The sequence below is a fragment of the Microbacterium aurantiacum genome (assembly GCF_040532595.1).
In the GTDB taxonomy this organism is placed as follows: Bacteria; Actinomycetota; Actinomycetes; order Actinomycetales; family Microbacteriaceae; genus Microbacterium; species Microbacterium chocolatum_B.
In genome coordinates this window covers 173,998-199,849 of sequence record NZ_JBEVYX010000002.1, presented here as the reverse complement: position 1 = coordinate 199,849, position 25,852 = coordinate 173,998, and the positions used below count along the sequence as shown (strand labels likewise).

The window sequence follows — 25,852 nt, the reverse complement described above, 5'->3', positions numbered from 1 at the left end:
GAAAGCCGCCCGTCAGGGCTTCAGGCCGGACGCGGCCGGCTTGAAACCCGCACGGACGTTCTCGCAGCACGCCGTGCGGCAGACGTCGAACCAGGGCCCCAGGGCCGTCTTGTGCGGGCGCGCCTCGGCCGGGGTGCCGCGCAGCCGCTCTTCGATCAGATCGACCAGCCCCGAGACGAACACGGGGTCGACCCCGGGGGTCGGCGTCCGGACCGCGCGCAGCCCGCCCGCTTCCGCAGCCTCGAGCGCCTCGGTGTCGAGGTCCCACATGACCTCCATGTGGTCGCTCATGAATCCGAGCGGAACGATCGCGACGGCCTGGGCTCCGCGGCCGGGCAGTTCCTCGATGACGTCGCAGACATCAGGCTCGAGCCACGGCTGGGTGGGGGGACCGGAGCGCGACTGGTAGACGAGCTCCCACAGCACGTCTGCGGCTTCCGGGATGTCGGCCACGACCGCGGCCATGACGACCTCGGCGACCGCGAGATGCTGCGCGGCGTACGCGCCCCCCTCGCCGAAGTCGCGGTACCGCGGGTCGCCTTCTCGGGGACCGGATCGCTGCGCATCCGCGGTCGGGATGCTGTGGGTCGAGAAGAGGACATGGACGGATGCAGCGGGCAGGCCTTCGGCGAGGAAGCCCGCCACCGCATCCCGCACGCCGTCGATGAAGGGCTGAACGAACCCGGGGTGATCGAAGTACTGCCGGACCTTGTCGATGGTCACCGTGTCGGTCAGGTTCGTCTCCTCGAGCGCTCGCGCGAAGTCCTCTCGGTACTGCCGGCAGCTGGAGAAGGAGGAGTACGCGCTGGTCGCGAGGCCCAGAAGAGTCGTATGACCGGCATCCGCTGCCTCGGTGACGGCCTCAGTGAGGTACGGAGCCCAGTTGCGGTTCCCCCAGTAGACCGGGAGGTGGAGGCCACGACGGTCGAGCTCCTCCTCCAGCGCCGCCTTCAGCACACGGTTCTGCGCGTTGATGGGACTCACGCCACCGAAATGACGGTAGTGGTGGGCCACCTCCTCGAGACGCTCGTCCGGGATGCCGCGGCCGCGCGTGACATTGCGCAGGAACGGGATCACGTCATCCTGTCCCTCGGGGCCGCCGAATCCGGCGAGGAGGATGGCGTCGTAGGCCACGGGGACCTCGACGTGGGCGGGGCCGGATGCCGCAGCATCCGAGGCGTACGAGACCAGCTGCTCAGTCGAACTCACCCCGTAATCCTCTCACCGCGGAAGGCAGGTGGCGCCGACTGCTGGCGTAGGCTGGCACGGTTGCCGTCGGAGCCAGCAGCGCCGGCGCGGTCCCCCTCACCCTCACCCCTGGGAGCAGAACCACAGTGCCTGGAGAGAACCTCACCCGCCTGGAGGCGCAGGAGCGCCGCGCGATCGTCGACACCGCGTCCTACGACGTCGTGCTGGACCTCACCACGGGGCCGGAGGTGTTCGCCTCCCGGACCACTGTGCGGTTCGCCGCCAGCCCGGGTGCCTCCACCTTCATCGACCTCATCGCGCGCAGCGTCCGGGAGATCACCCTGAACGGGCGGTCGATCGATCCCGGTGCGGCGTTCGCCGACTCGCGGATCGCCCTGTCCGATCTGGCCGCGGACAACGAGCTCGTCATCGATGCGGAGTGCGAGTACACCAACACCGGTGAGGGCCTGCACCGGTTCGTGGACCCGGTCGACGGCGAGGTCTACCTCTACTCCCAGTTCGAGGTGCCCGACTCGCGACGCATGTACGCGGTGTTCGAGCAGCCCGACCTGAAGGCGGCGTTCCGCTTCACCGTCACCGCGCCCGCGGCGTGGAAAGTCGTCTCCAACTCCCCGACCCCCGCTCCCGAGGAGCACGGCGACGGGCGCGCGACGTGGCGGTTCGAGCCGACGCCCCGCATCAGCTCGTACATCACCGCCCTCGTCGCCGGTCCCTACGAGTCGGTGTTCTCCAGCCTCACCAGCTCGGACGGTCGCGAGATCCCGCTCGGTGTCTACGCGCGCAAGAGCCTGTGGGAGCACCTCGATGCCGACTACGTCTTCGACAAGACCCGTCAGGGCTTCGCCTACTTCGAGGAGAAGTTCGGATACCCGTATCCGTTCGCGAAGTACGACCAGCTCTTCGTGCCCGAGTTCAACGCCGGAGCGATGGAGAACGCCGGCGCGGTGACGTTCACCGAGACCTATGTCTTCCGCTCCAAGGTCACCGACGCGGTGCGCGAGCGTCGCGTGGTCACGATCCTCCACGAGCTCGCCCACATGTGGTTCGGCGACCTCGTCACCATGAAGTGGTGGGATGGGCTCTGGCTCAACGAGTCCTTCGCCGAATGGGCTTCGACCATCGCGACTGCGGAGGCGACGGAGTGGACCGAGGCCTGGACGACGTTCAACGCGATGGAGAAGACCTGGGCCTACCGCCAGGACCAGCTGCCCTCGACCCATCCGGTGCTCGCGGAGATCAACGATCTGGAGGACGTCCAGGTCAACTTCGACGGCATCACCTACGCCAAGGGCGGATCGGTCCTCAAACAGCTCGCGGCCTGGGTCGGCATCGACGCGTTCTTCGCCGGCGTCGGCGCCTACTTCCGGAAGAACGAGTGGTCCAACACCGAGCTGTCGGATCTCCTCACCGAGCTCGAGACCACCAGCGGCCGCGAGCTCACGGGCTGGTCGAAGAAGTGGCTGGAGACGGCGGGCGTGAACACCCTGTCACCCGAGATCGTGACCGACACGGACGGCGTGATCACCCGGTTCGCCATCGTGCAGACCGCCCCGGCGGATTACCCCACGATCCGCCCCCATCGTCTGGCCGTCGGCTTCTACGACCTCCAGGACGGCGCGCTCGTGCGCGTCCATCGCCTCGAGCTCGACGTCGACGGCGACCTCACGGAGGTCCCCGAGCTGAAGGGCCGCCGCCGGCCGGATCTGGTGCTCCTCAACGATGACGATCTGGCCTACGCGAAGATCCGCTTGGATTCCCGCTCACTGACCACGGCCATCGATCACCTCGGCGACATCAGCGACCCGCTCGCCCGCTCGCTCGTCTGGGGTGCCGCGTGGGACCAGACGCGGGATGCCGAGTCCGCGGCGTCGGATTACGTCGATCTCGTCCTGCGCAACATCGGCTCTGAGACCGAATCCACCACGGTGCGCACCACGCTCGCCCAGCTGCAGCTCGCCGCGAATTCCTACGTCGCGCCCGAGACGCGCGGCGCCACCCGCGAGCGGGTCGCCGATGGGCTGTGGCACCTCCTGGAAGGCGCGGAGGCCGGCAGCGACAGCCAGCTCCAATTCGCCACCGCGTTCGCCTCCGCCGCATCGACACCGGCCCAATGGGATCGCGTGGCGGGCCTGCGCGATGGGTCGGTCGTCGTCGACGGCCTCGTCATCGACACCGACCTCTCGTGGGCGCTGCTGGTCTCCCTCGCAGCCGGCGGCCGTGCGGACGACGCCGTCATCGATGACGCCCTCCAGGCGGACAACACCGCCAAGGGCGGCGAGTTCGCCGCGCAGGCGAAGGCGGCTATCCCGACCTCGGCGGCGAAGTCCGCGGCATGGGAGCGCCTGGTGGCCCGTCGTGACGCGCCGAACACCGTCATCCGCGCCGCGGCCGTCGGGTTCGTCCACCCCGCCGGGACCGCGGTACTCGGGGAGTGGGTGCGGTCCTACTTCGAGATGCTCCTGCCCGTCTGGGAGTCTCGGAGCTATCAGATCGCGCAGTACCTGGTCGTCGGGCTGTATCCGGCGCCGCTGGCCGATACGGGGCTGCGCGACGCGACCCGCGCGTGGCTGGCCGAGCATCGGGACGCACCACCTGCGCTCCGCCGCCTCGTGCAGGAGAACCTCGCCGGAGTCGAACGTGCTCTGGCCGCTCAGGATCGCGACGCGCAGTGATCCTCGCGAGGGCCTCGGCATCCGTTCAGCGGGTGCCGAGGCCCACGATCTACACTCGGGACGGTGATCGCGCCCGTTTTCCCGTTCGCCGCTGAGGAGGCCCCACTCACCCCGGAATGGTGGACCGGCATCGGCGAGTTCCTGACCGCTGCCGGCAGGAACCTTCTCGCCGCGGCCGGCATCGTCATCGGTGCGCTCCTTCTCGCCTGGATCCTCCGGATCGTGATCCGGCGCGTGGTCGACCGCATCGTGGGTGGCGCGAAGTCGAAGGCGAATGTCGACGACACCCAGGCGCTGGAGCGTTCGCCTCTGGCATCGGTGCGCGTGGTCCAGCGCACGCGCACACTCGGATCCATCCTGCACAACATCGTCAACGTCGCGATCGTGGTGGTCGCGCTGCTGCTCATCGTCAACGTCTTCGCCCCGAACGCCCTCGGCTCGCTGACGCTCCTCACCGCGGCGGTCGGGGCGGGTCTCGGCTTCGGCGCCCAGAACATCGTCAAGGACGTCTTGAACGGGATCTTCATCGTCGCCGAGGATCAGGTGGGCATCGGCGACGTGGTGGATCTCGGTCTCGCGACGGGCATCGTGGAGTTCGTGAGCGTCCGGGTGACACACGTCCGTGATGCCAACGGCACATTGTGGTACGTGCGCAATGGCGAGATCCTGCGCATCGGGAACCTCTCTCAGGGCTGGTCTCGAGTGATCATCGACCTCGCCGTCCCGGCCGATGCAGACATCGAGGAGGTGGAGGCGACGATGCTCGACACCGCTAAGAACCTGGCGAAGGATCCGAAGTGGCGGACCCGCATGGTCGACAAGCCCGAGGTGTGGGGCTTGGAATCCGTGTCCGGAGACACCTTGATCATCCGCCTCGTGATGAAGACCCGCGCCAACGCGAAGGACGACGTGGGCCGTGAGCTCCGCGTGCGTCTGAAGCGGGCGGTCGAGGGTATGGGACTGACCGTCCCACAGCTCAACTCGGTCGTCCTGACGGGGATCGAAGGCGCGCAGCGCGTGCGCGGAGCGAATCCGCCACGCACCCGACCGAATCCGCTGGCCCCCGCGACCGACGAGGTGCCCGCACCCCGCCCGAAGTGGCGTATCAAGCTCAAGCCCGCAGCCCCCGACGACGACGGAGCCTCATGACCACTCCCCCACCCGGGGCGCCCGTCCTCCCGGGCGCGACGCCGAGCTTCTACGACCAGATCGGCGGGCGTCCCACATTCGCCCGTCTGGTCCGGCGCTTCTACGAGGGCGTGGCGCAGGACGACGTGCTGCGGGAGATGTACCCGGAAGAGGACCTCGGTCCCGCCGAGGAGCGTCTGCTGCTCTTCCTGGAGCAGTATTGGGGTGGGCCGGGGACGTACAGTGCGCACCGCGGCCACCCGCGGCTGCGGATGCGCCACGCGCCCTTTCACATCGACCCCGACGCACGAGACCGATGGCTGCGCCACATGCGCGACGCGGTGGACGCTCTCGAGCTGGCGCCGCTGCACGAGCAGGTGCTGTGGGACTATCTCGATCGCGCGGCCCACGCGATGGTCAACACGTTCGAACGGCGGTGATCAGCTGCGGTCTCCGCCGGTGAGCCGCACCGGCCCGAGACCCGGGGGCTGCGTTGCGCGCACCAGGACGTGACCGCGCGAGAACGACAGCCGGGTCCACGGACCCGCGGTGCGCACCGGCACCTCCTCCTCGCCGGCGATGAAGCCGAGGGCGAACGCGGCGAAGGCGCAGCCGCGGGCGACACCGAGGAGGTCGGCATCGCCCTCCCCCCACACCGCGGAGCGCACCGTGTGGACCACATCCTCGCCGGGGTCGGCGGGCATCGACTCCGCCACCGCCGCGATGCCCCATTGGGCACGGGCCGCGAGGACGGAGGCGCGCAGTGTCCCGGTCCGGGTCCAGCCCGATGCAGGCGGTGATATGCCCGCCCAGGACGCGCTGCGCCCGGACTCGGGCAGGACGATCGCCGCGGCGTCTGCGGCATCCGTCACCAGGTCCGAGGCCTCAATGACGAGATCGCAGACCAGCTCGGGATCGACCTCCACAGCGCGCATGCCGAGGACGGTGGGTGCGGCGTCCAGCAGCGTCTTCGGCGCGAGAGGGGCCGAAGAGACCACGAGGACGCCGCGGGAGGCGCGCAGGCGGACGTTGCCGTCTCCGAGCGGGGCCGCGCGGCCGGAGAACGTCAGGACGTCCGCGGCGGCGAGAGGGTCGGGGAACATCAGACGCGGCGCCATCCGACCTAAACTACCGGAGTGACCGACGCCGCCCCGCCCGATCAGGACACCCCCGACCCCGACCCCGACCCCGTGGGCTCGATGCTCGCAGTGCTGGATCTCTCCGGCTCGGCCGCGCGCACCACGGAGGACATCTTCGTCGGTCGATCTCAGGCGATGCCGCTCGGTCGTGTCTTCGGTGGTCAGGTCCTCGCCCAGGCGATGGTGGCGGCCGCGCGTACCATCCCGGAGGATCGACTGATCCATTCCATGCACGGGTACTTCCTGCGCCCGGGCGACTCGACGCGGGACATCACCTTCTCCGTGGACCGGATCCACGACGGGCGCTCGTTCTCCACGCGGCGGACGCAGGCCTTCCAGGAGGGGGTGCCCATCTTCTCGATGATCGCCTCCTTCCAGGACGTCGACCCCGGGCTCGATCATCAGGCCGCTCCCCCGTCGGACATTCCGGATCCCGAGGAGCTGCCGGCGATCGAGGAGCACCTGCGCGGATCGCATCCGATGTCCCAGCGACTGCTCGCGGACCGCCCGGTCGAGGTCCGCCATGTGCCCTCGCCGGTGTATCTCCGCGTGGAGGGCGAGCGCGTGCCGCGCCAGGCCGTCTGGATGAAGCTGCGGCGCCCGATCTCCGACGACCCTCGTCTGCACGCAGCGGCCCTCGCGTACCTCAGCGACCTCACGATCCAGGAACCCGTCCTGCGCGCCCATGGGCTCCCCTGGATCACCCCGGGTCTCAAAGTCGCGAGCCTCGACCACGCGATGTGGTGGCATCGTCCCGGTCGCGTCGACGACTGGCTCCTCTACGTCCAGGAGTCACCGAGCGCGCGCGGCGGGCGAGGACTTTCCACCGGCCGGGTCTTCAGCCGCGAGGGCATCCTCCTGGCGAGCGTCGCGCAGGAGATCATGGTCCGCGCTCCCGAGGACGCTGCAAGCTGAAGCGTCAGCGTCGGCGGGCGTAGACGATCGGGTCGCCGACGAAGGGACCCCAGGTCGCCCGCTCGTGATCACTGAGCTTGAGAGGCCGACCGGATGCGGCGTCCGCCTTGACGACGATGGTGGTCGCCCGCGCGTACACGGTCTGCTCGCCCGGCATCTCCCGCGGAGAACACACCTCGTAGCAGACCTCGATGCTCGAGCCGCCGAGGCTTCCGAACCACATCTGCACATCCAGCGGATGCCGCTGATAGGGGACGGGAGCGGTGTACTCGATCTCCTGACGGGCGACGAGGGTCAGCACGCCGCTGTGTATGCCGGAGTCCAGGATCGCCGTGGGTGGTGCGCTCTCGCCTGCCGCGGGCTGCCAGAACGCCCGCACGCGAGCCTCTTCGAGGAGTTTCAGCATCGCCGCGTTGTTGACGTGGTTGAAGGCATCGAGATCGCCCCATCGAAGCGCGATGGGGATGTGCAGCCTGCCGGTCACCGCGGAGCGGTCAGTCACGGGTGAGCTTGCGGTAGGCCGATCGGTTCGGCTTGGCGGCGTCCGGGCCCAGGCGCTCGATCTTGTTCTCCTCGTACGCCTCGAAGTTGCCCTCGAACCAGTACCAGCGATCCGGGTGCTCGTCCGTGCCCTCGTAGGCGAGGATGTGGGTGGCGATGCGGTCGAGGAACCATCGGTCGTGCGTGATCACCACCGCGCAGCCGGGGAACTCCAGCAGCGCGTTCTCCAGGCTCTGCAGGGTCTCCACGTCGAGGTCGTTGGTCGGCTCGTCGAGGAGGAGCAGGTTGCCGCCCTCCTTCAGGGTCAGCGCGAGGTTGAGCCGGTTGCGCTCCCCCCCGGAGAGCACTCCCGCCTTCTTCTGCTGGTCGGGACCTTTGAACCCGAACTTGGAGACGTAGGCGCGCGAGGGGATCTCGGTCTTCCCTACGGTGATGATGTCGAGGCCGTCGGAGACGACCTCCCAGAGGGACTTCTCGGGGTCGATGTTGCCGCGCGACTGGTCGACGTAGGAGATCTTCACGGTCTCGCCGATCTTCAGGTCGCCGCCGTCCAGGCTCTCGAGGCCGACGATGGTCTTGAACAGCGTGGTCTTGCCGACGCCATTGGGTCCGATGACGCCGACGATGCCGTTCGGAGGCAGGCTGAAGCTCAGGCCGTCGATGAGGGACCGGCCGTCGAATCCCTTCTGCAGCTTCTTCGCCTCGATGACCACGCTGCCCAGTCGCGGCCCCGCCGGGATCTGGATCTCCTCGAAGTCGAGCTTGCGCGTGCGCTCGGCCTCGGAGGCCATCTCCTCGTACCGGGCGAGGCGCGCCTTCGACTTCGCCTGCCGGCCCTTCTGGTTCGAGCGGACCCAGTCGAGCTCCTCGGCGAGGCGCTTGGCGAGCTTGGCGTCCTTCTTGCCCTGGATCGCGAGGCGCTCGGCCTTCTTCTCCAGATACGTGGAGTAGTTCCCCTCGTACCCGATCAGGCGTCCGCGGTCGACTTCGGCGATCCACTCGGCCACGTTATCCAGGAAGTACCGATCGTGGGTGATGGCGATGACGGCGCCGGGGTACTTCTGGAGGTGCTGTTCGAGCCAGAGCACGCTCTCGGCGTCGAGGTGGTTCGTGGGCTCGTCCAGGAGCAGCAGGTCCGGCTTCTGCAGGAGCAGCTTCGCCAACGCCACGCGACGGCGCTCACCACCCGAGAGGTTGGAGACGTCCGCGTCGCCCGGAGGGGTGCGCAGGGCATCCATCGCCTGCTCGAGCTGCGAGTCCAGATCCCATGCGTCTGCCGCGTCGATCTCTTCCTGCAGCGTGCCCATCTCCGCCAGAAGAGCATCGAAATCGGCATCGGGATCGGCCATCAAGCCGGAGATCTCGTTGAAGCGGTCGAGCTTGGCCTTGATCGCCACGCCGTCCTGGATGTTCTCCAGGACCGTCTTGTCCTCGTCGAGCTCCGGCTCCTGCATCAGAATTCCGACCGTGAACCCGGGGCTGAGCTTGGCCTCGCCGTTGGACGGCGTGTCGAGGCCGGCCATGATCTTGAGGATCGTCGACTTGCCGGCGCCGTTGGGCCCGACCATGCCGATCTTGGCCCCCGGCAGGAACGCCATGGTGACGTCGTCGAGGATGAGCTTCTCGCCCACCGCCTTGCGTGCGCGAACCATGGAGTAGATGTACTCAGCCATGTCTGTTCCCTCTCCTTGCCGTGCGAGCGTCAGCGTCCCAGCCTACCGGCCGGCTGTGGACTCACCAGTCGATGGGCCGGGTCTGTCCCAGCAGGCAGGCGCCGTCGCCGACCACGTCCGTTACCGTTGCGAACGGCTCCCCCGTCGCAGGACCCACTTGCCCGACGAGGCACTGCTCCCCCCACCGCACCGAGAACTGCAGCGACTCGGCGGGGTTCCCGACGGTCGACAGATCCTCTGTGACCTGCATCGCGGCTTTGTCGAACCCGGCCGCCGAAAGCGCGTCCACGTAGGCGCGTCCCTCGTCCCTCGCCTCCGAGGCCCACACCTGGTCGACGATCGAGGAGAAGAACGGAAGATTGTCTTCGGCGGAGCCCTCCGGGACGAGCGCATCAGCCCGCGGAGCGGTCGTCTCCGACGCGGTCGGCGTCGGTTCCGGGTCGGCGGTCGGCGTCGGCGCGGGCGTCGGTTCCGGTGCGCACCCGCTGAACACGACGGCGCCGAGGGCCAGCCCGACGATCACGCCGAGACGGCGAGCGGCAGGGCGGAAGGTCTCGCTGCGGAATCGGGACACTCTGCGAGTCTAGATCGGCACGACCCACGGGCTGATGTCAGAACGGTGTGGACTCGAGCTGCCCCGTCTCGCTTCCGGGGGCCGAGCCGGGTTCGACGGTCGGCCATTCCGTCGCCGCCGCGGGCCCGACGGTCCCCGCGCGCGCGCCCGCGGCGTCCGCGCCCCCGGTTCCGGGGACCGCCCACGTGTCGGACGGTGCCGTGGAGGTGCTCCCGGGAGCGCCGTCGCGCTGGAACACCGTGGTGCCCCACATCAGATCGGGCCCGATCGCTTCGGCGTCGATCTCGACCGCGGTGCCTTTGCCCGAATCGTTCTCCCACTCCCTGACTTTGACGCGACCGGTGAGGACGACCCGGTCGCCCTTCGTGAGAGAGCGATGCACGTGCTCGGCGAGTCGTCGATACGCCGACACGGTGAAGAAGCTCCGTTCACCGTCGACCCATCCGCCGCTCTGCTGGTCGAAGCGACGCTGGCTCGACCCGAGTCGGAACGTCGTGATCGTGAGCCCGGACGGGAGGGTCTTCAGCTGCGGCGGCGTGGCGATATTGCCGACGAGGGTGATCTGCGCGGTCATGGTGTCCTCTTTCCGATGGGGCGACCCGCCGTGAACGGGCCGCCGAGCGAGTGATCACCACTGTGCGGCCTCGGGGGGCCTCGCATCGGCGCCGTCGGCGATCTGGGGATGGTCGACGAGTCGTGCGCGCTGGGGAGGAGGGGGGAGGATCAGACCACGGCGTCGATCGCGCCGCGGTCGATGGGGGGAGCCCCGTCGATCACATGACGCCATGCGGCGGCGAGGATGTGGATCGCGCGCACCACCGTCGCGGTGTCCGCGGTGAAGGGCACGCGGAGGTGGCGCTCGTGCCCCCCGTCCAGCGAGAACCGCGGACCTGCGGAGAGCAGAACGCCCGCGGACCGGGCCTGCATGACGAGGGCGGCGCTCAGCGGAGCGTCGAGGGCCACCCACATCGACACCCCGCCGTGCACGCGGGGCGCAGACCACTGCGGGAGACGCTCGGCCAGCTGGGCCGCCGCCGCGTCCCTCCCCCGTCGCAGAAGATCCGCGCGCTGGGCGATGACGTCCGGGTACTGCGACAGAACCCGTGCGGCGACCGCCTGTTCGAATTCCGGTGTGCCCAGGTCGCGCGCCGGCCTCGCGGCGATGAGGCGCCGCAGCACCGGGGCCGCGGCACGGATCCATCCCACACGGAGCCCGCCCCACACGGTCTTGCCGAGGGAGCCGATTCGCACGACGAGATCCGCATCCGCCTCGAGGAAGCCCGGTTCTCGGGGGCCCCGATCGATGTCGAGGTCCGCCGTGGTCTCGTCGAGGACGAGCAGGGTGCCGGCCCGCTGTGCGGCGTCCAGTGTGGTCGCGCGGTCGGACGCCGTCATGGACATCCCGGTCGGATTCTGGAAGTCGGGCATGAGGTAAGCCGCAACCGGCGCCGTGCGCTCGAACGCCTGGATCAGTCGATCCATGTCCCACCCGGTCTCCGTCGTCACCGGGACGCCCACGAGCCGCGCCCCCGCCTGGCGGAAGGCATCCGCGGCGTGGGGATAGGTCGGGGTCTCCATCACGGCACCGTCGCCGCGACCGACGACGACGCTCGCGAGGAGATGGATCGCGCTCTGGGCTCCCGCGGTGATCATGATCTGGTCGACCGTCGTCGAGATGCCGCGGGCACTGTAGAGGGCGGCGACGGCGGCGCGCAGGCGGTCCGAGCCGATCAGGTCGTAGCCGGGGCGGGCGGCGAGCGACGGGACATCGGCAGCGGTCTCGGCGAAGGCGGCGGCAAGGCCCGGCCACGCGGCGGGGCTCGCCTGTTGCAGGTCGATCAGCCCGTTCGCCGACCCGATCGCGGGCGTCCGACGCGGGAGGGGAAGCGTCACGCTCCCCGATCCGCGGAGACTCGCGATGTGGCCGGTGTCGCGAAGGCTCCGGTAGGCGGAGGCGACCGTCGCGCGACTCACCCCCAGCGCCGTCGCCAGATCCCGTTCCGCGGGAAGGCCGGTGCGCGGCGCGAGGCGGTTGTCCAGGCACAGGAGGCGGATGCCGTCGGCGAGAGCCTCATACGCCGGCTCGCGTGACCGCCACCCCCCGAGGGCAGTGGAGAGGGTCCGCGACGAGACTCGAGAGTCCATCGGGCCACTTTAGGCGAAGTGGACTGGTCGCCGCAGTCCAATAATGCAGTCTGATGGAGGCATGACCGCACGACTCCTCGCCCTCGTCGCAGGCCTCACGATGTACGGATGGGGCTGCGCGCTGGTCGTCCTGGCCGGCCTCGGGGTCGACCCGTGGACCGTGCTCGCGCAGGGCATCGCCATCCAGACGGGGTGGGGTGTCGGGTGGGTGACGAACCTCGTGGGACTCGCCGTCCTTCTCCTGTGGATCCCGCTCCGCCAGCGGCCGGGTCTCGGGACCATCGCGAACATCGCCCTGGTGGGAACGGCGCTGCAGATCTCGCTGACGCTCATCGCGCCGCCGCAGACGCCGATCATGCGGGCGCTGTTCCTCATCGCCGGCGTGACAGTCGTCGGAATGGCCTCCGGGATCTACATCGGAGCCCGCTTCGGACCCGGTCCGCGGGACGGGCTCATGACGGGTCTGCACGCACGCTTCGGCTGGCCCCTGTGGGCATGCCGCGCGATCGTCGAAGCGACCGTACTCGTGGCCGGGATACTCCTGGGAGGCACGGTGGGGATCGGTACGGTCGTCTTCGCGGCGACGATCGGCCCCGCCGTCCACGCCTCGGTCGCGATCGTCGACCGCATCCGCGCAGCCGCGCGGATGCGCCGCCTCGCGGGTCCGCGCGCACTCAGTGCTGTTCGAAGCGCGGCCAGTCGCTCCCGGGACGCATCTTCGCGTGGAGGGCGCTCTTCGCGACCTCCATCGACGGGTAAGTGCCCGTGACCTCGCTCGCGCCGGCCATCGTCACGGTGTAGCCGCGATCGTCCCGCCGAATGCTTCCGACGACGCCGCCGGACCCGAACGCGACCCAGAGGGTGCGGGGTGTGTGGGTGGTGATCATCTTCGATTTCCCTTCTCCACGCCTGATCCGACGGTACGCCTGCCGCGCGCGGTGCGCCAGATGCACGCGGTGCGGGAGCGACCCGATAACCTGTCATCACCTTTCCCTCCGTAGCTCAGGGGACAGAGCGAGCGGTTTCTACCCGCAAGGTCGGGGGTTCGAATCCTCCCGGGGGGGCGTACGGGTGCGCGGACATCGGTCCGCTGTGCGAACATCGGCCTCGTCGGGGCCGCGGAAGGATCGGTGACACGGTGGGGACATCCGAGAACGACCGCTTGGTGTGGATCGACTGCGAGATGACGGGACTCGACACCTCCGTCGACGAACTGGTCGAGATCGCGGTGGTCGTCACCGATTTCGAGCTGCGCCCCCTGCACTCCGGCTTCCATGTCGTCATCAAGCCGAACGACACCGCCCTCGCCCACATGAACGAGTTCGTCACCGCGATGCATCGGTCCTCCGGCCTGCTCGACGAGATCCCGCACGGCGTCTCGGTGGCCGAGGCGGAGTTCCAGGTTCTGGAGTACATCCAGAAGTACGCGCCGGTCGAGGGCAAGGCCCCCCTGGCCGGCAACACCATCGGTACGGACCGGATGTTCCTGGCCCGCTACATGCCGCGCGTCGACCGGTGGCTCCACTACCGCAATGTGGATGTGTCCAGCATCAAGGAACTGTCTCGGCGGTGGTATCCGCGCGCGTACATCCACGCGCCGGCGAAGGACGGCGGTCATCGCGCCCTCGCAGACATCCTCGAGTCGATCCGCGAGCTCGCCTACTACCGGCAGGCGGTCTTCGTTCCCGAGCCGGGTCCCACCAGCGATGGCGCGCGCGCGGTGGCCTCCTCGGTGGTGTCTTCGTTCGCCTCGGGAATGTGAGAGAATCTTTCAGTTGCCCGCGCAGGCGGGAGACTTGGTGGGTATAGCTCAGTTGGTAGAGCACCTGGTTGTGGTCCAGGGGGTCGCGGGTTCAAGTCCCGTTACTCACCCCAAGTACGTGTGCAGGTCTGGGAGCGCGCGATGAGTCTGTATCTCGGTACCGACGACTTCGAGCGACTGGTGGTCGAGGAGCTGGACCGCCTCCCGGATGACATGGTCGGCGGTCTCGACAACGTCGTCTTCGTGGTCGAGGATCGCCCTGAGGACGGGTCGCTGGATCTCCTGGGACTCTACGACGGGTGGGCGCTGACCGAACGCGATCGCTACGGGGTGGGCGAGCTTCCCGATCGCATCATCGTCTACCGCGAACCGCACCTTGCTGCGTGCGGCGATCTCGACGAACTGCGCGACGAGGTGCATACGACCCTGGTCCATGAGATCGCGCACTTCTACGGTATCGACGACGAGCGTCTGCACGAGCTGGGGTGGGCGTGATGACTCCGGCCACCCTCCCCGCGCAGGACGTCGATGCCGCCGAACAGGCGCGCGATTCCCCGGCGCGACCCTGGCAGACGGTCGTCTGGGACGACCCCGTGAATCTCATGTCGTACGTGACCCACGTGTTCCGCCGCTACTTCGGCTTCCCTCAGGCCGTGGCCGAGCGCCTGATGCTCGCGGTGCACCATCAGGGTCACGCCGTCGTCGCGGAAGGCCCGCGAGAGCAGATGGAGCTGCACGCCCGCGCGCTGCACGAGTACGGCCTGTGGGCGACGGTGAGGAAGGACCCCCGTGGGTGAGCGCACGGTGATCATGGAGATCACGCGCATCGAAGCGGCGCACATGTCGACGCTGGTCGCGCAGTTCGTCGATCTGCTCGACGACAGCGCGGCGGACGACTCCGCGCTGGGACGGATCGCGCCGGACGGATACGCGGATGACCCCGCGGCCGCCGCGGAGTTCCGCGCACTGACCGAGAGCGACCTCCTGGATCGGCGGCGTGCGGATGCGCGAGTCGTTCTGGCGCGGTTGCAGGGTCCGGCGACGCTTCCCGATCGACCGACGGATGCTGTGCTGCGCGAGAGCGTCGCCGTGACACTCCCCCCGGACGAGGTGGAGGCGTGGCTGCGTACGCTCGCCGCGCTTCGGCTCGTGCTCGCCGAACGCCTCGGCGTCTTCGAGATGGACGACGACGACGCGGAAGACGACCCCCGCTACGGCGTCTACGAGTGGGTGGGCTATCGCCTGGAGGGCCTGGTGGCCGCCCTCGACGGGCGCGCCTCGTGATCGAGGCCCGTCAGGGGACGGCGACCACGTGGGTGGCGAGGGTCTCCGGCGCGTCGCGGCGCACGTGCAGATCCTCCTGGAGAGCCCATCGATCCCAATGGGGACGGTAAACCTCGCCGTCGCGTTTCAGGGCCCTGGCCTTCCGCGTGGCGGAGGGGGCTTCCACCCACACGCGGATGTCGCACAGTCGCGTCGTGGCGGGAGTGAGGACGCCGCTCCCTTCGACGATGAGGGGAAGAGCGGGGTCGACGGCGTGGGCTTCGGCGAGCTCGCCGACCTCCCAGTCCCATCGCCGCCACACCCCGACGAGCCCCCGGGCGTGAGGGACGAGAACCTGCTCCCGGATGGCGGCGACGCCGGCATCCATTCCGTCCCATCCCGGGTACACGGAGTCCAGCGCGACCTCCTGGACACGCTCCCGACGCGGCCACCGCGCGCGCAGCAGGCCCGCGAGGCTCGTCTTCCCCGCGCCGCTGCGGCCGTCGATGAGGATCACCGGGTTCGTGGCGTCGAGGCGCCCTACGGAACCGATCACCGCGTCAGCCGCCCGCGTCAGCGCGTCACGGAGGGGGTCGGCGTCACTTCTTGAGGGCGCGGATGACACGGCTGAGCGCGCGGCCCGCGACCCACACGAAGGGGATCGCCACCGCGACGAGAGACACGAGGTTCGGCTCGAAGCGCAGGTCGTCGCCGCGACGGATGTAGGCGCCGACCGGGATGGCGTACCCGCCGCCTCCCCCGCCGCCGTTGCCTGCGTCGTCGGCGCCCCCGCCGAAACCGGTCCACGTGAGCGCGACAGGGATCAGACGGACGCCGTCGACGTCCTGCTGCTCTCCGTAGACGCTCGTGACGCCGAGGGAGGCGGACTGCTTGGCGAGCTCGAGTGCGATGTTGGGCATGCCCCCCACGCTACCCCGCCGCAGTCATGCTGCCCACCCTCAGTCCGGAGGCAGGTGCTCGGGGCGCGGAGCGGCCGGCGGCGTGCGACCGCCGCGCGCGGGCCCGAGGAGTGTGGCGCGGGTGATGACACCGCGCCCGAAGCGCTCCGTCGCGGTGTCGAGCGCCGCGTCCACGCGGCGCCAGCCCTCGTCGACATCCCAGAGCGACGGAGCGGCCGAGCCCGCTGGGAGGAGGCGCTCGGCGCGCAGGCCGATGAGGCGGACGCTCTGCCGGAGCTCGATGCCGTCGAGGAGGGAGTGGCCCGCCTCCCCCAGTCGTTGGCCGACGTGCGACGGATCGGCCAGCGTCATCGAACGCGACAGCGTCGTGAAATCCGCGAAGCGGAGCTTCAGCGAGACCGTCGCCGCCTCCCACCCCCCAGCGCGCAAACGGGCGGCCACGCGATCCGCCAGTCGTAGGACCTCGGATCGGAGGATCGCGCGGTCGGCGATGTCGCTGTCGAACGTCTCCTCGTGCCCGACGCTCTTCTCGATCCGATCGGTGTGGACCTCGCGAGGATCGATCCCGCGCGCCAGATTCCAGACGCGCTCTCCCATCGCCGGACCGAGTGCGCGATCGAGCACAGGCCTCGGCGTCGACCGGGCGTCGCCCACGGTGCGGATCCCCCGCGCGAGAAGCGCCTCGGTCGCCTTCGGTCCGACCCCCCACAGGGCCCCGACCGGCCGAGGCGAGAGGAACGCCTCGGTATCGACGTCGCGCACGATCAGGAGACCGTCCGGCTTGCTGATCGTCGAGGCCATCTTCGCGACATGCTTGGTCGCGGCCACCCCGATCGAGCACGTCAAGCCGGTGTCCCGGAGGACGCGCGCGCGCAGCGTCCGCGCAATCGGCCCGGGTGTCCCCCAGAGTCGTCGCACGCCGCGGACGTCGAGGAAGGCCTCGTCGATGGAGAGCGGTTCGACCAGCGGCGTGACGTCGCGAAAGATCGCCATGACCTCCGCCGACGCGGCGAGATACCGGGGGAAGTCCGGAGGAACCACGATGGCGGTCGGACACAGCCGGAGGGCCTGCCCGACGGGCATCGCCGAGCGTACGCCGTAGCGTCGCGCTTCATACGACGCACTCGAGACTACCGACCGGCTTTCGGGGGCGCCGATGATGACCGGCTTCCCGCGCAGGGAGGGATCATGCTTCTGCGCGACGGCGACGTAGAAGGCGTCCATGTCCACATGCAGGATGCCGGTGCCGGCATCGTCGGCGTCATCCGCGGAGACGATCCGTCCGGAACCGTCACCCCGTCCCATGGACCCCCTCCTCTCCGCGTTCCGTCGCATCCCCGGCCCGGGTGAGGGCCGGATGCGGGCGTCAGCTCTGCGCGCGCGCGAGGACCAGCTCCCGCACTCGTGCCGCGTCCGCCTGCCCCCGCATCGCCTTCATGACCGCGCCGATGACCGCACCGGCCGCCTGCACCTTGCCGTCTCGGATCTTGGCCAGGACGTCGGGCTGCGCGGCAAGGGCGTCGTCGATGGCGGCGAGCAGCGCGCCGTCATCCGAGACGACGGCGAGTCCCCGTGCGGCGACGACCTCCTCAGCGGTTCCCTCGCCGGCGATCATCCCCTCGAGCACCTGTCGCGCGAGTTTGTCGGTGAGCGTCCCCGCGTCGACGAGGCGCTGGAGGTCGGCGACCGCCGCCGGTGCGATGAGCTCCGCCGGCTCCCGTCCGGCGACGTTGGCGACACGACTGATCTCGCCGGTCCACCACTTCCGCGCCGCCGCGGGGGCCGCTCCGGCCGCGACCGTGGCCTCCACCTCGACCAGGAGGCCGCCGTTGGCGACATCCTGGAACTCCAGATCCGTGAAGCCCCATGCGTCCTTGAGCCGGCGTCTGTGGACGGCCGGCGGCTCGGGCAGATCGGCGCGCAGGTTCTCCACGAGGGCCCGGGCGGGCACGACGGGCAGGAGGTCGGGTTCGGGGAAGTAGCGATAGTCGTCCGCGTCCGATTTCGGCCGTCCCGGCGAGGTCGTCCCGGTGTCCTCGTGCCAGTGGCGCGTCTCCTGGGTGATCGATCCGCCGTCCGCCAGGATCGCCGCCTGCCGCTGGATCTCGTACCGGACAGCGCGTTCGACCGAGCGCATCGAGTTGACGTTCTTCGTCTCGGTCCGTGTGCCCAGGGGTGCCGGGTCCGAGCCTGCGGGGCGCCGGGGGCGCAGCGAGACGTTCGCGTCGCAGCGGAGGTTGCCGCGCTCCATGCGCGCTTCCGAGATCCCGAGCGACAGGACGATGTCGCGGATGGTCTGCACATACGCGCGGGCGATCTCCGGCGCCCGGCGCTCCGCGCCGAAGATGGGCTTTGTCACGATCTCGACGAGAGGGACGCCGGCCCTGTTGTAGTCGACGAGCGAGTACTCCGCGCCCTGGATGCGGCCGGTCGAACCGCCCATGTGCGTCAGCTTGCCGGCATCCTCTTCCATGTGCGCGCGCTCGATCGGCACCGACACGATCGTGCCGTCCGAGAGCTCGACGTCGACCGCACCCTCGAACGCGATGGGCTCGTCATACTGCGATATCTGATAGTTCTTCCCGAGGTCCGGATAGAAGTAGTTCTTGCGCGCGAAGCGGCAGGACGTCGCGATCTCGCAGCCCAGGGCGAGCCCGAGACTGATCGAGAACCGCACAGCGGTCTCGTTGACCACCGGCAGCGCGCCGGGAAGGCCCATGTCGACCGGCGCCACCAGGGAGTTCGGAGCCGCGTCGTGGTTCTCGGAATGGGCCGGGTTCGGCGCGGACGAGAACATCTTCGTCCGCGTGTTCAGTTCGACGTGCACTTCGAATCCCAGAACGGGCTCGAAGCGCTCGATCGCTTCGTCGAAGTCCATGAGCGCAACCTTGGCCATCAGCGGGTTCCTTCCTTCGCGGAGCCGAGATGCGGGGCGCGGTCGAGCAGTGCCCCGCCCCACTTCTCGGTCAGCAGCGCCTCCAGGGCGGCACCCACGCGGTAGAGACGGGCGTCCTCGCGTGCGGGGGCGAGGAACTGCACACCGACCGGGAGCGAGTCCTCGGCCGCGAGTCCCGCCGGCACCGAGATCCCCGGAACGCCGGCGAGATTCGCCGGGATCGTCGTGATGTCGTTCAGGTACATCTGCAGCGGATCGTCGATCTTCTCCCCGAGTCGGAACGCGGTGGTCGGTGCTGACGGCGTCGCGATCACGTCGACCCGCGCGAACGCGTCGGCGAAGTCACGCTGGATGAGCGTCCGGACCTTCTGGGCGGACCCGTAGTACGCGTCGTAGTACCCGGCCGACAGCGCATAGGTGCCGAGGATGATGCGCCTCTTGACCTCATCGCCGAATCCGGCGTCGCGCGTGGCGGCCATGACGTCCTCGACCGTGCCCCGCGGAACATCCACGCGAAGGCCGAACCGGACGGAGTCGAACTTCGCCAGGTTGCTGGAAGCCTCGGCGGGAAGGATCAGGTAGTACGCGGCGACCCCGTACTCGAAGTGGGGGGCGCTGATGTCGACGATCTCGGCGCCCTGCCCCTCCAGTGTCGCGAGCGCGTCCTGGAACGCGGTCCACACTCCGGGCTGGAAGCCGCTCTGCGGGAGCTCGCGGATCACCCCGATGCGCAGGCCCGCCAGGCTCTCCCCGGAGGCACCCTCGCGAGCCGCGTCCGCGAACGACGGCCAGGCGTCCGTGAGCGAGGTGGAGTCGTGCGGATCGTGTCCGCCGATGACGTCGTGGAGGAGCCCGGCATCCAGCACCGTGCGCGTGACGGGGCCCACCTGGTCGAGGGACGACGCGAGTGCGATCGCTCCGTAGCGGCTGACCCCGCCGTACGTCGGCTTCACACCCACCGTTCCGGTGACGTGCGCGGGCTGACGGATCGAGCCGCCGGTGTCGGAGCCGAGCGCCAGCGGGGCCTCGAACGCCGCCACGGCGGCGGCGGAGCCTCCACCGGACCCGCCCGGGATCCGATCCAGATCCCACGGGTTGCGTGTGGGGCCGTACGCGCTGTGCTCGGTGGAGGAGCCCATGGCGAACTCGTCCATGTTCGTCTTCCCGATCGGCACGAGTCCCGCCGCGCGGGCCTTCGCGACGACCGTGGCGTCGTAGGGGGACATGTACCCCTCGAGGATGCGGGAGCCGCTCGTCGAGGGCATGTCGGTCGTGACCAGGACGTCCTTGACAGCGAGCGGCACGCCCGCGAGCGCACCGAGCTCCTCGCCGGCGCGACGCCGACGATCGATGTCGGCCGCGACGTCGAGGGCGTGGTCGTTCACGTGCAGGAAGGCGTGCACGTCGGCGTCGACCGCGTCGATCCTCTCCAGGTGCGCGCGGGTGGCCTCCACGGCAGAGATCTCGCCGGAGCCGAGGGCGGAGGCCAGCTCGGCGGCGTTCATCCGGATCAGATCGCCCGTGTCCGCGCTCACTGCTCCTCCCCCAGGATCGCGGTCACGCGGAAGCGACCATCGGCGGTGTCGGGTGCGTTCTGGAGCACCTGCGCCGGAGTGAGCTCGCCGCCGGGAACGTCCTCGCGGAACACATTCGTCAGGGGGATCGGGTGACTCGTCGCGACGACATCGGGGGTCGCGACCGCGGACACCTTCGCGATGTTGTCGACGATCGCGTCGAGCTGGCCCGTGAGTCGCCCGACCTCCTCGTCGCTCAGCTGAATCCGGGCGAGCACGCCGAGATGGCGCACGAGATCAGGGGTGATTTCAGACACCCGGTCATTGTAGTCGGCGCGTTCCGTCCGTCCCGCCCGGGCCGTAGGCTGACCCGGTGACAGCCTTCGAGCCGCCCCGCCCATGGATCGCCAGCTACGCCGAGGGCGTTCCGGAGGACCTCGGCCCGGTCGACGGATCCCTGGTGGACATCGTGACCGCCTCCGCGCATGAGCACCCCGACGCGCCCGCGCTGGAGTTCTTCGGTCGCACCACCACCTATCGGACGCTCCACCAGCAGATCGAGCGGGTCGCCGCGGCGCTCCATGCGCACGGCGTCCGGCCGGGCGATCCGGTCGCGCTCGTCCTGCCGAACTGCCCCCAGCACATCGTGGCCTTCTACGCCGTGCTGCGCCTCGGGGGCATCGTGGTCGAGCACAACCCGCTGTACACCCCGCGGGAGCTGCGCAAGCAGTTCGAAGATCACGGCGCACGCCACGCGATCGCCTGGAGCAAGACGGTGGAAACCCTGCAGGACTTCCCGCGCGACCTGCGCGTGGACACCCTCGTCTCCGTCGACCTGACGGAGGCGATGCCCTGGACGACGCGGTGCGCTCTACGGCTCCCGATCTCGAAGGCCCGTGCCGCGCGGGCGGCGCTCACCACCCGTGTGCGGGACGTCATTCCCTGGCGCGCTCTCCTCGCATACGCGCCGCTCCCCCCGGACCATCCGTCCCCCGGCGCCGCGGACGTGGCGCTGCTCCAGTACACCAGCGGGACGACAGGCACCCCGAAGGGGGCGACACTCACGCACCGGAACCTCCTCGCCAACGCGGCCCAGGCTCGCGCCTGGGTGCCGACCATCCCCCGCGGGGAAGGGTGCGTCGTGTACGCGGTGCTGCCGATGTTCCACGCGTACGGCCTGACGCTCTGCCTGACCTTCGCGATGTCGATGGGTGCGCGACTCGTCCTGTTCCCGCGATTCGACCCGCAGCTCGTACTCGCGGTCGCGCGTCACCGGCCGGCCACCTTCCTCCCGCTGGTACCTCCCATCGCCGAGCGGCTCCTGTCCGAGGCGGCGTCCGCCGGGGTCTCGCTGTCCGGGACGAGGGTGGCGATCTCGGGGGCGATGGCCCTCCCCCACGATCTCGTCGTCCCTTTCGAACGCGAGACGGGCGGACATCTCGTCGAGGGATACGGCCTCAGCGAATGCTCGCCGGTCCTCATGGCCAACCCGGTCGCCGAGAACCGCAAGCCGGGCACCGTGGGGCTCCCGCTTCCGGGGACGGAGTGCCGGGTCGTCGATCCGGACGCCCCCGAGCGGGACGTGGCCTCGGGCGAGGCGGGCGAGCTCCTCGTCCGGGGACCCCAGGTGTTCACCGGCTACTACGGCAAGCCCGAAGAGACCGAGGCGGTGTTCGTGGACGGGTGGTTCCGCACCGGCGACATCGTCACGATCGACGACGACGGGTTCGTGCGCATCGTGGACCGCATCAAGGAACTCATCATCACGGGCGGCTTCAATGTGGCCCCGACCGAGGTCGAGGGCGTGCTCCGGCAGTTCCCGGGCGTCGCTGACGTCGCCGTCGTGGGGATGCCCTCGGACCATTCCGGCGAGGACGTCGTCGCGGCCGTGGTGCTCGAGGCCGGCGTGGAGCGCATCGACGACGTCGCTCTGAAGGCGTTCGCGCGCGGCATCCTGACGCCCTACAAGGTGCCCCGGCGAATCGTCGTCGTCGATGAGCTCCCCACCTCGCTCATCGGGAAGGTGCTTCGCCGACGCGTGCGCGAGCAGCTGCTCACCCGCCCCGGAACGGGGAGCTGACCCGGCGCACGCGCGCCAGGTCATCCGTCGAGCGCAGCAGGTCCCCGCTCGACCAGTATCCGGAACTGCGCGGCGTCGATGACCCGGATGCCGAGCGCCTCGGCCTTCGCGAGCTTCGAACCGGCCCCGGGGCCGGCCGCGACGAAGTCGGTCTTCTTCGAGACACTCGAGGCGGCCTTCCCACCGGCGGCGATGATCGCCTCCTGTGCGCCCTCCCGGCTGTATCCCTCGAGCGCACCGGTCGCGACCACGGTCACCCCGTCGAGGACTCCCCCGCGGGCGATCCGGGCGCCCGGCCCGGGGTGCCCCGGGATTTCGAGACGCGCACCGGCCGAGGTCCAGCGCTCCACGATCTCGCGGTGCCAGTCGACGTCGAACCAGTCGATGATCGCGTCGGCGATCGTGGGGCCCACCCCCTCGACCGCCGCGAGGTCGTCGCGCGCGGACGCGCGGATGGCGTCGATCGAGCCGAACCAGTCGGCCAGCGCCCGCGCGGCGACGGGGCCGACGTGGCGGATGTTCAGAGCGACCAGGAACCTCCAGAGGTCCTTGGTCTTGGCCCGCTCCACCTCCGCGAGGAGCTTCACGGCCTGCTCGGACGGAAGGACGGCGCGATGATCTTTGCGCACCCCTTCGCGCCGTCGCGTCGTCGCGTCCCAGTCCTCCGTCCCCGGCGGATACGTGGCGGGTCCGAGCTTCTGGAAGGGCGCGCGTCGCACCGGCTCGCCCGTTCCCTCATCGACCTTGATCTCGCCGGTCTCGGCATCCCTCACCAGGACCTCGATCGGGACGAGCTGCTCGAGCGTGAGGTCGAACAGGCCCGCCTCCGTCTGCAGGACGGGCTGTCCGGGGGCGATGGGCTGAGTGAGCGCCGCCGCCGTCACCTCTCCGAGGGCCTCGATGTCGAGCGCCCCGCGTGATCCGATGTGCTCGACCCTGCCGCGGACCTGTGCCGGGCACGTCCGTGTGTTGGGGCACCGGAGATCGATGTCCCCCTCCTTCGCCGGTGCGAGGCGGGAGCCGCACTCCGGACAGGCCTCGGGCATGACGAACTCGCGTTCCGAACCGTCGCGCAGCTCGACCACGGGTCCGAGGACCTCGGGGATCACGTCCCCGGCCTTGCGGATGACGATCGTGTCGCCGATGAGGACGCCCTTCGCCTTGACGACGTCCTGATTGTGCAGCGTGGCCTGGCGTACGACGCTTCCGGCCACCTGCACCGGGTCCATCACCGCGAACGGTGTCGCTCGACCCGTGCGTCCCACGGAGACCACGATGTCGCGCAACCGCGTGTTGACCTGCTCGGGCGGGTACTTGTAGGCGATCGCCCAGCGGGGTGCGCGACTCGTCTGTCCGAGTTCCGCGTGGAGCGCGAGGTCGTCGACCTTCACGACGATGCCGTCGATCTCGTGCTCGACGTCGTGACGATGCTCCCCGTAGTGGCGGATGAACGCGGCCGCGCCGGCGGCGTCGGCTCGGACGTCGAAATAGGCCGACACCGGCAGCCCCCATGCCGCGAGCAGGGCGTAGACCTCGCTCTGCGTCGTGACCGGGGGGTCGGGCCATGCGCCGATGCCGTGAACGGTCAGGCGAAGGCGCGACAGCCGCTGGACCATCGCGTCGAGCTGGCGTCGATTCTTCCCCTCGCGCTTCTGTCGGAGCGATCCGGATGCGGCGTTGCGGGGATTGGCGAACAGCCGGTCGCCCACGGACGCCTGGTATCGGTTGAGCGCGCCGAAGTCGTCGACCGTGAAGAACACCTCGCCGCGCACCTCGACGAGTGCCGGGTGCCCCGACCCGGCCAGCTGTGTCGGGATGCCGGCGATGTCCCGGACGTTCTCGGTGACGTCCTCGCCCACGCGGCCGTCCCCGCGGGTGGCCGCCGACACGAGCCGTCCGCGCTCGTACCGGAGGGAGAGAGCCAGCCCATCGATCTTGAGCTCGCAGAGGTAGCGCACCCCCCGGCCGGCATCGCGCTCGACGCGCGTCGTCCATGCGAGGAACTCCTCCTCGCTGAAGACGTTGTCCAGACTCAGCATCCGCTCCGCGTGTGTGATGGGGGCGAACAGCGTGTTCGTCGCCGCGCCGACCGACAGGGTCGGCGAATCCTGGCCCTGCACCTCGGGGTGAAGCCGCTCCAGCTCCTCCAGCCGTCGCATCCATCCGTCGTAGGTCGCGTCGTCGACCCGCCCCTCGTCGCGCCCGTAGTAGGCGTCGCGCGCGGTCTGGATCAGCTCGGCGAGACGTTCGGCCTCTGCGCGCGCGGCCGGCAGGTCCAGGCTCTCCGGAGAGGCGTCCGGGATGGGGGGCACGGGGTCCGCGTCGGTCACCCCAGCAGTCTAGAGAGAGGCGCCGACGTCGCAGCTCAGGCGGGGACGGCCGACGTCGTGCGGTCGATGGTGAACTGGCCGATCACGCGCGTGCCGGTGTACAGCACCGCCGTCTGCCCGGGCGCGACGCCGGAGAACGGCTCGGCCGGGACCACCCGCAGACCGTCGGGGCTCCACACCGCTTCGGCCGGGACGGGGTCCGCGTGCGCACGGATCTGCACGTCGCAGGAGAATGCGGTCTCCACCGGCGGGGAGCCCGCCCACGACAGGCGCGCCCCGGCGATCTCGGACACCGCGAGAGCCTCCTTCGGTCCCACGACGACGGTGTTGGTCACCGGACGCACCGCGAGGACGAAGCGCGGCTTGCCGTCCGGTGCGGGCGTGCCGAGCGCGAGGCCGCGCCGCTGGCCGACGGTGTAGGCGTGGGCTCCGTCGTGACGTCCGATCTCCGTGCCGCCGGCGTCGACGATCGGACCCGGGGTCGTCCCGACCTTGTCGGCGAGCCAGCCGCGCGTGTCGCCGTCGGGGATGAAGCAGATGTCGTGGCTGTCGGGCTTGCGTGCCACGCGGAGGCCGCGCGCCTCCGCTTCGGCACGGACGATCTCCTTGGCCGGGGTCGACCCGAGGGGGAACATCGTGTGGGCCAGCTGCTCCGCCGTGAGCACGCCGAGGACGTACGACTGATCCTTGGCGGCATCCGATGCCCGATGCAGCTCCCACCCGCGCGGGCCTTCGCGGACGACGGCGTAGTGGCCGGTGCACACCGCGTCGAATCCGAGCTCGAGCGCACGCTCCAGCAGCGCCGCGAATTTGATCTTCTCGTTGCACCGCATGCACGGGTTGGGCGTGCGTCCGGCACGGTACTCCGAGATGAAGTCGTCGATGACGTCGTCGCGGAAGCGCTCGGAGAAGTCCCACACGTAGAACGGGATGCCGAGGAGGTCGGCGACGCGGCGCGCATCCATCGCGTCCTCGATCGTGCAGCAACCGCGGCTCCCGGTCCGCAGGGTGCCGCCCGCGCGGGAGAGGGCGAGATGCACTCCGACCACGTCGTGCCCGGCATCGACCGCGCGCGCCGCCGCCACCGCAGAGTCGACGCCTCCACTCATCGCCGCAAGGATCCGCATCAGA

At 69.9% G+C, this 25,852-nt stretch carries 25 protein-coding genes and 2 tRNA genes; 12 read left to right on the top strand and 15 right to left on the bottom strand.

The window, feature by feature from the left end; genetic code table 11:
- Nucleotides 1-12: 12 nt before the first annotated feature.
- A complete protein-coding gene (locus ABXJ56_RS13195) occupies nucleotides 13-1,209 on the bottom strand; it encodes a ferrochelatase (RefSeq protein ID WP_354000200.1) in 1,197 nt (398 codons plus the stop codon).
- Nucleotides 1,210-1,334: 125 nt separating this feature from the next.
- Between ABXJ56_RS13195 and pepN the strand changes: the two genes are divergently transcribed.
- The 3 genes from pepN (at nucleotide 1,335) to ABXJ56_RS13180 (ending at nucleotide 5,449) form a co-directional block, all read left to right on the top strand.
- Nucleotides 1,335-3,881 carry an aminopeptidase N gene (gene pepN / locus ABXJ56_RS13190; protein ID WP_354000199.1) on the top strand — a complete coding sequence of 849 codons (2,547 nt, stop codon included), beginning with the start codon at nucleotides 1,335-1,337 and terminating at the stop codon, nucleotides 3,879-3,881.
- 63 nt (nucleotides 3,882-3,944) lie between these two features.
- A complete protein-coding gene (locus ABXJ56_RS13185) occupies nucleotides 3,945-5,030 on the top strand; it encodes a mechanosensitive ion channel family protein (RefSeq protein ID WP_435405000.1) in 1,086 nt (361 codons plus the stop codon).
- Nucleotides 5,027-5,449 (top strand): globin, encoded by a 423-nt coding sequence (locus tag ABXJ56_RS13180; protein WP_354000198.1) that lies wholly within the window; start codon nucleotides 5,027-5,029, stop codon nucleotides 5,447-5,449. The genes ABXJ56_RS13185 and ABXJ56_RS13180 overlap by 4 nt, the downstream gene beginning before the upstream one ends.
- Here the strand turns inward: ABXJ56_RS13180 and ABXJ56_RS13175 are convergent, their stop codons facing one another.
- Nucleotides 5,450-6,127 carry a hypothetical protein gene (locus tag ABXJ56_RS13175; protein ID WP_354000197.1) on the bottom strand — a complete coding sequence of 226 codons (678 nt, stop codon included), beginning with the start codon at nucleotides 6,125-6,127 and terminating at the stop codon, nucleotides 5,450-5,452.
- 81 nt (nucleotides 6,128-6,208) lie between these two features.
- Here ABXJ56_RS13175 and ABXJ56_RS13170 point away from each other — a divergent pair, with 81 nt between their 5' ends.
- On the top strand, nucleotides 6,209-7,063 hold the full coding sequence (locus ABXJ56_RS13170; RefSeq protein WP_354000589.1) for an acyl-CoA thioesterase: 855 nt from the start codon (nucleotides 6,209-6,211) through the stop codon (nucleotides 7,061-7,063).
- Between the two features lie 4 nt (nucleotides 7,064-7,067).
- On the opposite strand, the gene ABXJ56_RS13165 is transcribed toward ABXJ56_RS13170, so the two are convergent.
- The 5 genes from ABXJ56_RS13165 to ABXJ56_RS13145 all read right to left on the bottom strand — a co-directional run bounded on the left by ABXJ56_RS13165 (nucleotide 7,068) and on the right by ABXJ56_RS13145 (nucleotide 11,956).
- Complete coding sequence (locus ABXJ56_RS13165) at nucleotides 7,068-7,565, bottom strand: acyl-CoA thioesterase (protein ID WP_354000196.1); 498 nt, start codon at nucleotides 7,563-7,565, stop codon at nucleotides 7,068-7,070.
- The gene (ettA, locus tag ABXJ56_RS13160) at nucleotides 7,558-9,237 is read right to left on the bottom strand and encodes an energy-dependent translational throttle protein EttA (RefSeq protein WP_354000195.1); all 1,680 of its coding nucleotides are present in this window, start codon (nucleotides 9,235-9,237) and stop codon (nucleotides 7,558-7,560) included. Before ettA ends, ABXJ56_RS13165 begins: the two co-directional genes overlap by 8 nt.
- Nucleotides 9,238-9,298: 61 nt before the next feature.
- The gene (locus tag ABXJ56_RS13155) at nucleotides 9,299-9,811 is read right to left on the bottom strand and encodes a DUF6993 domain-containing protein (RefSeq protein WP_354000194.1); all 513 of its coding nucleotides are present in this window, start codon (nucleotides 9,809-9,811) and stop codon (nucleotides 9,299-9,301) included.
- A 37-nt stretch (nucleotides 9,812-9,848) separates the two neighbouring features.
- A complete protein-coding gene (gene ssb, locus ABXJ56_RS13150) occupies nucleotides 9,849-10,385 on the bottom strand; it encodes a single-stranded DNA-binding protein (protein WP_354000193.1) in 537 nt (178 codons plus the stop codon).
- 149 nt (nucleotides 10,386-10,534) lie between these two features.
- Nucleotides 10,535-11,956 (bottom strand): PLP-dependent aminotransferase family protein, encoded by a 1,422-nt coding sequence (locus tag ABXJ56_RS13145; RefSeq protein ID WP_354000192.1) that lies wholly within the window; start codon nucleotides 11,954-11,956, stop codon nucleotides 10,535-10,537.
- A gap of 61 nt (nucleotides 11,957-12,017) precedes the next feature.
- On the opposite strand from ABXJ56_RS13145, the gene ABXJ56_RS13140 reads away from it, so the two are divergent.
- From ABXJ56_RS13140 to ABXJ56_RS13110, 7 genes are all read left to right on the top strand, one after another.
- Nucleotides 12,018-12,725, top strand: a complete 708-nt coding sequence (locus tag ABXJ56_RS13140) for a YczE/YyaS/YitT family protein (RefSeq protein ID WP_354000191.1) — start codon at nucleotides 12,018-12,020, stop codon at nucleotides 12,723-12,725.
- 222 nt (nucleotides 12,726-12,947) lie between these two features.
- Nucleotides 12,948-13,020 (top strand) — tRNA-Arg (locus ABXJ56_RS13135).
- Between the two features lie 74 nt (nucleotides 13,021-13,094).
- Nucleotides 13,095-13,718, top strand: coding sequence for an oligoribonuclease (orn, locus tag ABXJ56_RS13130; RefSeq protein ID WP_354000190.1), 624 nt, complete (start codon nucleotides 13,095-13,097; stop codon nucleotides 13,716-13,718).
- Between the two features lie 37 nt (nucleotides 13,719-13,755).
- A tRNA-His gene (locus tag ABXJ56_RS13125) sits at nucleotides 13,756-13,831 on the top strand.
- Nucleotides 13,832-13,859: 28 nt separating this feature from the next.
- Nucleotides 13,860-14,213, top strand: coding sequence for a metallopeptidase family protein (locus tag ABXJ56_RS13120; RefSeq protein WP_354000189.1), 354 nt, complete (start codon nucleotides 13,860-13,862; stop codon nucleotides 14,211-14,213).
- Nucleotides 14,213-14,515 (top strand): ATP-dependent Clp protease adapter ClpS, encoded by a 303-nt coding sequence (gene clpS, locus ABXJ56_RS13115; RefSeq protein WP_354000188.1) that lies wholly within the window; start codon nucleotides 14,213-14,215, stop codon nucleotides 14,513-14,515. The genes ABXJ56_RS13120 and clpS overlap by 1 nt, the downstream gene beginning before the upstream one ends.
- Nucleotides 14,508-15,002, top strand: coding sequence for a DUF2017 family protein (locus ABXJ56_RS13110; RefSeq protein ID WP_354000187.1), 495 nt, complete (start codon nucleotides 14,508-14,510; stop codon nucleotides 15,000-15,002). Before clpS ends, ABXJ56_RS13110 begins: the two co-directional genes overlap by 8 nt.
- Before the next feature lie 10 nt (nucleotides 15,003-15,012).
- Here the strand turns inward: ABXJ56_RS13110 and ABXJ56_RS13105 are convergent, their stop codons facing one another.
- From ABXJ56_RS13105 to gatC, 6 genes are all read right to left on the bottom strand, one after another.
- Nucleotides 15,013-15,537 carry a hypothetical protein gene (locus tag ABXJ56_RS13105; protein WP_354000186.1) on the bottom strand — a complete coding sequence of 175 codons (525 nt, stop codon included), beginning with the start codon at nucleotides 15,535-15,537 and terminating at the stop codon, nucleotides 15,013-15,015.
- A 43-nt stretch (nucleotides 15,538-15,580) separates the two neighbouring features.
- Nucleotides 15,581-15,901, bottom strand: a complete 321-nt coding sequence (locus tag ABXJ56_RS13100) for a hypothetical protein (RefSeq protein ID WP_354000185.1) — start codon at nucleotides 15,899-15,901, stop codon at nucleotides 15,581-15,583.
- 39 nt (nucleotides 15,902-15,940) lie between these two features.
- Entirely contained in the window at nucleotides 15,941-17,206 is a 1,266-nt protein-coding gene (gene dinB / locus ABXJ56_RS13095; RefSeq protein ID WP_354000184.1) for a DNA polymerase IV, read from the bottom strand.
- Nucleotides 17,207-17,267: 61 nt separating this feature from the next.
- Nucleotides 17,268-18,797, bottom strand: a complete 1,530-nt coding sequence (gene gatB, locus ABXJ56_RS13090) for an Asp-tRNA(Asn)/Glu-tRNA(Gln) amidotransferase subunit GatB (protein ID WP_354000183.1) — start codon at nucleotides 18,795-18,797, stop codon at nucleotides 17,268-17,270.
- The gene (gene gatA, locus ABXJ56_RS13085; RefSeq protein ID WP_354000588.1) at nucleotides 18,797-20,302 is read right to left on the bottom strand and encodes an Asp-tRNA(Asn)/Glu-tRNA(Gln) amidotransferase subunit GatA; all 1,506 of its coding nucleotides are present in this window, start codon (nucleotides 20,300-20,302) and stop codon (nucleotides 18,797-18,799) included. Before gatA ends, gatB begins: the two co-directional genes overlap by 1 nt.
- 26 nt (nucleotides 20,303-20,328) lie before the next feature.
- A complete protein-coding gene (gene gatC / locus ABXJ56_RS13080) occupies nucleotides 20,329-20,628 on the bottom strand; it encodes an Asp-tRNA(Asn)/Glu-tRNA(Gln) amidotransferase subunit GatC (RefSeq protein ID WP_354000182.1) in 300 nt (99 codons plus the stop codon).
- Between the two features lie 56 nt (nucleotides 20,629-20,684).
- Here gatC and ABXJ56_RS13075 point away from each other — a divergent pair, with 56 nt between their 5' ends.
- A complete protein-coding gene (locus ABXJ56_RS13075) occupies nucleotides 20,685-22,391 on the top strand; it encodes a long-chain-fatty-acid--CoA ligase (protein ID WP_354000181.1) in 1,707 nt (568 codons plus the stop codon).
- Between the two features lie 20 nt (nucleotides 22,392-22,411).
- On the opposite strand, the gene ligA is transcribed toward ABXJ56_RS13075, so the two are convergent.
- Both ligA and mnmA read right to left on the bottom strand, forming a co-directional pair.
- Nucleotides 22,412-24,721: an NAD-dependent DNA ligase LigA gene (gene ligA, locus ABXJ56_RS13070; protein ID WP_435404999.1), complete on the bottom strand. Its 2,310-nt coding sequence runs from the start codon at nucleotides 24,719-24,721 to the stop codon at nucleotides 22,412-22,414.
- Nucleotides 24,722-24,756: 35 nt separating this feature from the next.
- Nucleotides 24,757-25,848, bottom strand: a complete 1,092-nt coding sequence (gene mnmA / locus ABXJ56_RS13065) for a tRNA 2-thiouridine(34) synthase MnmA (protein WP_354000180.1) — start codon at nucleotides 25,846-25,848, stop codon at nucleotides 24,757-24,759.
- Between the last annotated feature and the right edge of the window lie 4 nt (nucleotides 25,849-25,852).

Excerpts from the sequence above, each read along its gene's own strand:
- ABXJ56_RS13180 (WP_354000198.1), top strand. The coding sequence starts at position 5,027 with ATGACCACTCCCCCACCCGGGGCGCCCGTCCTCCCGGGCGCGACGCCG.
- ABXJ56_RS13175 (WP_354000197.1), bottom strand. The coding sequence starts at position 6,127 with ATGGCGCCGCGTCTGATGTTCCCCGACCCTCTCGCCGCCGCGGACGTC.
- ABXJ56_RS13170 (WP_354000589.1), top strand. The coding sequence starts at position 6,209 with ATGCTCGCAGTGCTGGATCTCTCCGGCTCGGCCGCGCGCACCACGGAG.
- ettA (WP_354000195.1), bottom strand. The coding sequence starts at position 9,237 with ATGGCTGAGTACATCTACTCCATGGTTCGCGCACGCAAGGCGGTGGGC.
- ssb (WP_354000193.1), bottom strand. The coding sequence starts at position 10,385 with ATGACCGCGCAGATCACCCTCGTCGGCAATATCGCCACGCCGCCGCAG.
- ABXJ56_RS13145 (WP_354000192.1), bottom strand. The coding sequence starts at position 11,956 with ATGGACTCTCGAGTCTCGTCGCGGACCCTCTCCACTGCCCTCGGGGGG.
- ABXJ56_RS13140 (WP_354000191.1), top strand. The coding sequence starts at position 12,018 with ATGACCGCACGACTCCTCGCCCTCGTCGCAGGCCTCACGATGTACGGA.
- ABXJ56_RS13120 (WP_354000189.1), top strand. The coding sequence starts at position 13,860 with ATGAGTCTGTATCTCGGTACCGACGACTTCGAGCGACTGGTGGTCGAG.
- clpS (WP_354000188.1), top strand. The coding sequence starts at position 14,213 with ATGACTCCGGCCACCCTCCCCGCGCAGGACGTCGATGCCGCCGAACAG.
- ABXJ56_RS13100 (WP_354000185.1), bottom strand. The coding sequence starts at position 15,901 with ATGCCCAACATCGCACTCGAGCTCGCCAAGCAGTCCGCCTCCCTCGGC.
- dinB (WP_354000184.1), bottom strand. The coding sequence starts at position 17,206 with ATGGGACGGGGTGACGGTTCCGGACGGATCGTCTCCGCGGATGACGCC.
- gatB (WP_354000183.1), bottom strand. The coding sequence starts at position 18,797 with ATGGCCAAGGTTGCGCTCATGGACTTCGACGAAGCGATCGAGCGCTTC.
- gatA (WP_354000588.1), bottom strand. The coding sequence starts at position 20,302 with ATGAACGCCGCCGAGCTGGCCTCCGCCCTCGGCTCCGGCGAGATCTCT.
- mnmA (WP_354000180.1), bottom strand. The coding sequence starts at position 25,848 with ATGCGGATCCTTGCGGCGATGAGTGGAGGCGTCGACTCTGCGGTGGCG.